Origin of the sequence: Thermoactinomyces sp. CICC 10521 (assembly GCF_016055135.1) — a bacterium.
Classification (GTDB): Bacteria; Bacillota; Bacilli; order Thermoactinomycetales; family Thermoactinomycetaceae; genus Thermoactinomyces_A; species Thermoactinomyces_A daqus.
Genome location: NZ_JAECVZ010000010.1, coordinates 110,523 through 117,286, shown reverse-complemented (window position 1 = coordinate 117,286; position 6,764 = coordinate 110,523). Strand labels below are relative to the sequence as shown.

Genomic DNA, 6,764 nt, shown 5'->3' with positions numbered 1-6,764 from the left:
GGATTATCGGGTATTAGCACCGGTTTCCCGGAGTTATCCCCGTCTTGCGGGCAGGTTGCCCACGTGTTACTCACCCGTTCGCCGCTGGGTCCGATCCCGAAGGATCTTCCCCCGCACGACTTGCATGTATTAGGCACGCCGCCAGCGTTCATCCTGAGCCAGGATCAAACTCTCCGATAAAGATCTAGCTCAAAAAGAATCAACAGGTCATGCTTCACTCTTTAGTTTTCAAGGAACACATTGTTGTTTTTTCATTTGCGCCGCTCATCAGCGACAAGGTTTATACTAGCATAAACCAAAATCAGAGTCAACACCTTTTTTATTATTTTTATCTAAAGCAAAATCATTTTTACGGCCGCGAGATAGAGCAGGCCGGGAATGCCAAGAAAACCCGTAATAAAGGCGGTAACCGGATTAATCGCCAAATGGAAATGAAATGTTTGTCCAAAAAAATTAACCACAAACAGAACAATTCCACCCATCACGGTGTATAACAGACCCAGCCAAATCCATTTGAGCGGTTCTTTTACCGAACGGCTTACCGCCATAAAAAAAACAAGTCCTGCGGCGGCCAATAAAATCCACCACTTCGCTTCCAGCATCTCGCTCCCTCCCCGGTATCAAAAAGGGTACAAGCTACTTTTATCTGTACGAGCCCAAGAGAGAATTTATGCTAAGCATGGGTGAAATAATCAAACATGACAGAGACCGTGTTATTTAAGATATGGAACAAAATCGGAGCCCACAGCTGACCGGTCCACTGCCGGAGCCCTCCCAAAATGAGCCCCAGCAAAAAGAGCGGCACAAACAGCGTCACATCCAGGTGAAACAAGGCAAAGATTCCGGCCGAAAGAAAAAGACCTCCCCAAGCTCCGATCGCTTTTCCAATACAGCTCTGCAGGAGGCCGCGAAAGAAAATTTCCTCCGCCAACGGCCCGATCAAGCCAACCATCCCCCATTGCAGGGCCAGTCCGTACCATCCCATTTGCCCTGCGTGATGAATTCCCTGACTGATGCTGTCCTCCCGCCATGATGATAATTCCAGCGAAAAAAAATGAGCGACCGGTTCCGTGATCCATTGATCCATTACGAAAAACACCAGCAGATAAATGCCCGCCAAAACCAATGGCATCGTCCGCCAAAATCCCGGATGAGGGCGGGTTAAGCCAATCTCCGCATACCATCCCCGAAAAAGGAGACACGTGCCCATCAGCATGAAAACAAACGGAAGATAAGGAAAGAGGAGTTCGTTTAAATGCTGCTGCCAGGAAACCGGCCAGAAGGAGACCGATACTGAAGAAATCAGCGAGGAGACTTCAATCCAGGCGGTAAAATAAGCGATATCCATCGCGCTGATCGCGCTTTGTCCGGCGCGTCGTTCCCGTTCAAAACGCGTCAAAAATCCCAAAAGGAGAAAGAGAATGACTCCAAAGAACGAAGTCACCGAATAGAAAAAATACATTAACAGCAAAAAAGGGGTGTCCGGTTGCCCCGGCAAAATCATCCACGTCCCTTTTTCCGTATGCACCCAATCCATCGTGGCAAATTGCAAAGGAATCATCATGAAAAAACATCCGCACAACACCCATGCCAGCCCGTTCCGAAACCGACCCGTCCAATAGCGAAATCCCATGTTTCCACCCGCTTAAACAAAAGTAAAAAAGCGACACATCTCGATTTAAAGAGTGTCGCTTTCATACATATGCGGCAGAAGGACAAATTAAACCTCCCGTCTTCCTTCCAGCGCTTTGGTCAGAGTCACCTCATCAGCATACTCCAAATCTCCGCCGACCGGGAGACCATGGGCAATTCGCGTTACTTTTAACCCAAACGGTTTAATCAGGCGGGAGAGATACATGGCCGTCGCTTCTCCCTCAATATTGGGATTGGTCGCCAGGATCAATTCCTGTACCGTTTCATCCTCCAGGCGTTTTAACAGATCGGGAATCCTCAGATCTTCCGGGCCGACCCCTTCAATCGGGGAAATGGCTCCATGCAAAACATGGTACAAACCGTTATATTCCCTCGTCCGTTCCATCGCCATCAGATCTTTCGTATCCTGCACCACACAGATGACGGAACGGTCCCGTCCCTTATCGGAACAGATATAGCAGGGATCCTGGTCTGTGATATTGCCGCAGAGGGAACACTGGTGCAAATCCCGTTTCGCCCGCATCAGCGCCTTTGACAGATCCAATACGTCATCCTCTTCCATGGTTAGCACATAGAAAGCCAATCGCTGTGCGGTTTTGGGCCCGATCCCGGGCAAGCGCATAAATCCCTCAATCAGCTTCGATATCGGTTCAGGCACATACAAGATTCGCCACCCCTAGCATGACCGTCAGAATAAACCGGGTATGTTCAAACCGCCGGCAAATTTGCCAAGATCTTTGGCAACCAGCTCATCAACTTTTTTCATAGCTTCATTAAAGGCAGCTGTAATCAGGTCTTGCAGCATCTCCACATCATCCGGGTCGACAACATCCGGAGCGATTTCCACAGCCATGAGCTGTTTATGTCCGTTCATTTTCACTTTGACCACACCGCCGCCGGCTGTCCCCTCCACTTCTTTCTGCTCCAGTTCCTGCTGTGCCTTGGCCATTTCTTGCTGCATTTTTTTCACTTGTTTCATCATCTGATTCATGTTGCGCATCATCATGATTCGCCTCCCATACATTCATTTGATAATTTTCACTACATCTTCCCCAAACAACGCGATCGCTTTGCGAACGACATCTTCATCCTGTGGAACTTCCAAGGCCGAAGCCTGTTCTCCTTCCGGAGCATTTTTCACATGCGCTTTCATCGCTTTCCAATCAGCCAGCATCACCGGTTTGAGGCGGTATGCGGTTCCCGTCATCTGCGACAGAATGGTTTCGATCAGTTGCCTGTTGCTCTCTTTCTCTATTGCTTCGCGATGTATTTTGCTTTTGAAGGCGAGAATCACCGTATCCCGCGTCGCAGCAACCGGATCGCCGTTGATCAGCCAGGCATGAACCGTGATTTTTTCTTTTTTGACGCGATGCAGGAGCTCCGGCCACACCTTTTTGATCTGGGCAAAAGACGCATCGGAAAGCTGTTCCGCCCAATTTCCGCCCAAAGGAACCGACGCAGCCTGGGAACGGGATTTTTCGCCGGCATCGGCCCCCTTGCCGCTTTCCCTGTTTCCCTTTGGCACCGGCTCAGGAGGTGCGTTTTTCAATCTCTCCAACATGGCCTCCAGCTGCTTCATCCGCTGCTCCAATTTTTCCACTGCAGGCACTTCTGCCAGCTCTTGCTTTTTCCGGCGCGCACTCAAACGGACAAACGCCATTTCCAACAAGATCCGCGGATGGGCCACCCATTTGATCTGCTGCTGATAATGAATCAATTGGTCCATCATTTCGGAAATGCGGTCAGAACCCAGGCGCTTAGCCAGATCCGATGCATGCGGGTCAGCGGCGAAGTAACTGATTTCATCCAGATCAGGAGCAGTAAGGTACAACAGCATATCACGACAAGTATGAATGAGATCCTGTATCAGTTTTTCCGGCTCCATTCCCGAGGCAATCGCTTCTTCCAGGCGTTTCAGGGCTGATGCCGGATTTTCCTGCTCCAGATCTTCCAGGATGCGAAACATTATTTCTTTCGGGGCCGCTCCGGTCACCTGAATCACCGCTTGCTCATCCAGACGTTCCCCGCTGAATGCCAAAACTTGATCCAGAAGGCTCAGCGCATCCCTCATCCCGCCATCCGCCGCACGCGCGATTGCCAACAGCGCACCGTTTTCATACGGAATCCCCATCGATTCACAAATGAATTTCATGCGGCTGACAATCTGTTCAAAGGAAAAACGCCGAAAAGAAAAACGCTGGCAGCGGGAAATGATGGTCGGAGGGAGTTTATGCGGCTCCGTGGTCGCGAGAATGAAGATCACATGGGGCGGAGGTTCTTCCAGGGTTTTCAGAAGGGCATTAAACGCCTCGGTCGTCAACATGTGAACTTCATCAATAATATACACTTTATATCGTACTTCTGTGGGAGCAAATTTTACCTTGTCCCGCAAATCCCTTATTTCATCAACACCGCGATTGGATGCGGCATCGATTTCAACAACATCCATGATGGCTCCTTCAGTTATCCGCCTGCATGCCTCGCATTCATTGCAGGGTTCAGGAGCCGGCCCGTGTTCACAGTTCACCGCTTTCGCCAGAATCTTGGCCGCACTCGTTTTTCCGGTGCCGCGCGGCCCGTGAAAGAGATAAGCATGGGATAAATGCTGTTCCCTCAATGCGTTCATCAGCGTTTTGGTCACATGCTCCTGACCGACCAGATCCTCAAAGCGTTGCGGTCTCCATACTCGGTATAAGGCTCGATAGGACACACCCAACACTCCAGCCTTCCCCATTCGGGGTTGATTAATGGTCTTTATTATCATACTACACTGAAATTCTTTTTTCCAAAAGAAACAAACCCATCACGCAAGCGGATGCTCGTCATGACCTGTCGATAAAAGTCAGGCGGGAGAGGAGCAAACTGTCCGGTCATCGGAAAATCGGGGAAAAAAGGCACACCCCCGGCATGCAACGCCATTTCACACTTTCACGAACAAGAGAAAAAGGGCTTCTATCTTGAAGAACTTGTACATATCCATTTCTAGAAGAGTCTGGTTAAGGTTGGTCATGCTGCTATGGATAATAAAAATTTGAGATTGATAGCCTATTTGAGCGGACTGGTCATCAAATCATTCGGCATCTCGCTGATGATTCGCTCCCATCTGGGGACGGGGTCGTGGGATGGCTTTTATGTGGGAATGTCCAACCGCTTTGGTTTGACAGTGGGTTCGTGGCTGATCGTCATCGGCATTTTCCTGATCCTGCTCAATTCATTCCTCACAAGCAGCAAACCTGATTTTTTTTCCTTGATTACTGTTTTCATCCTCGGATTTTGCATCGATTTTTGGCTCGGTCTGCTCAATCACTGGGGGGTAAATCCGGACAATCCGGTGCAGCAGGTGCTGGTCTTTTGGGCAGGTCTCCTGTTTACCACCTTCGGAATGTCCACTTATGTCCAGGCCCGATTTGCCCTCACCCCGGTTGACCAGTTCATGTATGCCCTGCATCAGCGCTTTGGCTTCAGCCTGATGGTTTCCAAGACGATCGGGGAAGTGATCGCACTCGCCTTCGCCATCGTCCTTGAAGGGCCGGTCGGGCTCGGAACAGTGATTTTCACGTTCCTGTGCGGACCGCTGATTCAATTTTTCATCCCGATGATCGAACGGCTGATGTTCGGATAAGCCCGGGAACATTCCCGTGTTCGGCATAACCCGTGGATGCAACATTTTTCAAAACCGGAAAGGGAAGAAACACAACCCGGCTGCAACAAACGTTACAGAAAAAGAAACCGGGCATGAAGTGAAGGAAAAAAAGCGATATTCCCGCTTCTTCCCTTTCTCTTCATGCCCTTTCGTCATGTTTTCCATTCACGCTCTCGCTCTCCCTTCCCTAAATCATCAGCTATCAGCGTAAACTCTCGAACTCACCAGGGGAAGGGTGACTTTTGCTACCGTCCCTTTTTCATCGGAATCGACTTCGATCTCCCCTCCGATCTCATGGAGAATCTGTCTGCAGATCGGGAGCCCAAGTCCGGTTCCGTTTTCTTTTGTCGTAAAAAAGGGTTGAAACACCTTCTCCAAAATATGTCCGGGAATTCCCGGGCCCTCATCGGCAATCTCCACTGCCATCGTCTGTTCCGCCTCATCGGTATACATGCTGATCGTCAGCCGTCCTCCTTTGTTCATCGCTTCGATTGCGTTTTTGCACAGATTGAGGAAAACCTGTTTCAACATTTCTCCATCGGCAATCACCAGCGGAATCGATGACAGGCGTCGTTCAATCACTACATCGACGTTATGGAGGAGAGCCTCATTTTTGATGATGGGCAAAATTTCTTTCAACACCTTGGATACGCTGATGGCACGCAAATCTGCGGGACGGGGCTTGCTGAGCATCAGAAATTCCCCGACCAGATTGCTGATGCGGCTGATCTCTTTCAACATGATATCGATATAGCCATGTTCCTTCTGCTGCCCGTTTTCCTTTAATTTGTGCCCTATCACTTGCAAAAACCCCTTGATCGCTGTTAACGGATTGCGAATCTCATGTGCGGTTCCAGCTGCGATTTGTCCAACGGTCGCTAAACGATTGTTGCGCCTTACCTGCAGTGACAAGGAACGTTTTTCCGTCACATCCTCTATAACCACCATTTTCCCTTTTAATCCGCTCTCACCATCATCAAAGCCTTGAATTCTCAGGAACAGATAGCGAATTTCTTCATTTCCGTTCCACTCCACTTCCGCCTGACGCGGTTCATCCCCCTTGGCCAGCAACATTGAAAGCAAACGTTCCCGTTGCCGGTGGCTGATCTCCGACCGGGTAATCACTTCCTGGAAAGAACGGTACAATACCTTTGCCCGGTCACAACTCAACAGCTCGCTTGCCGCCAAATTCATCTCCATCACGTTTAAACCGTCGTCAAGCAATACCACTCCCAGATGGATGTGTCCAAATAGTTGGGCGGCCAACCGTTCAAATGGTGTTACAGGATAAAATGTATACAAATGGCAAGACTGGTGATCCTCATTCCCTGCTATTTGCTTTATGTTCATATTAATCATAATCGCACCGCCACATCGTAGCTTCCCTTTTCCATCCTCTCGCTTCAAATCGCAGCAACGAGTTTGGGGTCGGACAATACGCCGGAAGAATGGCTGCCAATCTACAGTG

7 protein-coding genes and 1 rRNA gene are annotated in these 6,764 nt (G+C 49.6%); 1 reads left to right on the top strand and 7 read right to left on the bottom strand.

The genetic code is table 11. The annotated features are described in order from the left end of the window. The 6 genes from I8U17_RS09345 to dnaX all read right to left on the bottom strand — a co-directional run. A 16S ribosomal RNA gene (locus I8U17_RS09345) occupies positions 1-180 on the bottom strand; the annotation flags it as partial. Positions 181-332: 152 nt separating this feature from the next. Then, entirely contained in the window at positions 333-602 is a 270-nt protein-coding gene (locus tag I8U17_RS09340; RefSeq protein WP_198055621.1) for a pro-sigmaK processing inhibitor BofA family protein, read from the bottom strand. A gap of 71 nt (positions 603-673) precedes the next feature. After that, the gene (locus I8U17_RS09335) at positions 674-1,633 is read right to left on the bottom strand and encodes a CPBP family intramembrane glutamic endopeptidase (RefSeq protein ID WP_198059318.1); all 960 of its coding nucleotides are present in this window, start codon (positions 1,631-1,633) and stop codon (positions 674-676) included. 87 nt (positions 1,634-1,720) lie between these two features. Beyond that, positions 1,721-2,317 carry a recombination mediator RecR gene (recR, locus tag I8U17_RS09330; RefSeq protein WP_198055619.1) on the bottom strand — a complete coding sequence of 199 codons (597 nt, stop codon included), beginning with the start codon at positions 2,315-2,317 and terminating at the stop codon, positions 1,721-1,723. Between the two features lie 24 nt (positions 2,318-2,341). Next, positions 2,342-2,653 carry a YbaB/EbfC family nucleoid-associated protein gene (locus I8U17_RS09325; protein WP_033102205.1) on the bottom strand — a complete coding sequence of 104 codons (312 nt, stop codon included), beginning with the start codon at positions 2,651-2,653 and terminating at the stop codon, positions 2,342-2,344. 24 nt (positions 2,654-2,677) lie between these two features. Beyond that, positions 2,678-4,363: a DNA polymerase III subunit gamma/tau gene (gene dnaX, locus I8U17_RS09320; RefSeq protein WP_198059317.1), complete on the bottom strand. Its 1,686-nt coding sequence runs from the start codon at positions 4,361-4,363 to the stop codon at positions 2,678-2,680. Between the two features lie 321 nt (positions 4,364-4,684). Here dnaX and I8U17_RS09315 point away from each other — a divergent pair, with 321 nt between their 5' ends. Further along, complete coding sequence (locus I8U17_RS09315; RefSeq protein ID WP_198059316.1) at positions 4,685-5,275, top strand: YczE/YyaS/YitT family protein; 591 nt, start codon at positions 4,685-4,687, stop codon at positions 5,273-5,275. 216 nt (positions 5,276-5,491) lie between these two features. On the opposite strand, the gene I8U17_RS09310 is transcribed toward I8U17_RS09315, so the two are convergent. Continuing rightward, positions 5,492-6,655: a two-component system sensor histidine kinase NtrB gene (locus I8U17_RS09310; protein ID WP_198055616.1), complete on the bottom strand. Its 1,164-nt coding sequence runs from the start codon at positions 6,653-6,655 to the stop codon at positions 5,492-5,494. Positions 6,656-6,764: the final 109 nt, after the last annotated feature.

What these genes read in the sequence shown, in the direction of transcription:
- I8U17_RS09340 (WP_198055621.1), bottom strand. Translation starts at nt 602, where the DNA reads ATGCTGGAAGCGAAGTGGTGGATTTTATTGGCCGCCGCAGGACTTGTT.
- I8U17_RS09335 (WP_198059318.1), bottom strand. Translation starts at nt 1,633, where the DNA reads ATGGGATTTCGCTATTGGACGGGTCGGTTTCGGAACGGGCTGGCATGG.
- I8U17_RS09325 (WP_033102205.1), bottom strand. Translation starts at nt 2,653, where the DNA reads ATGCGCAACATGAATCAGATGATGAAACAAGTGAAAAAAATGCAGCAA.
- I8U17_RS09310 (WP_198055616.1), bottom strand. Translation starts at nt 6,655, where the DNA reads ATGATTAATATGAACATAAAGCAAATAGCAGGGAATGAGGATCACCAG.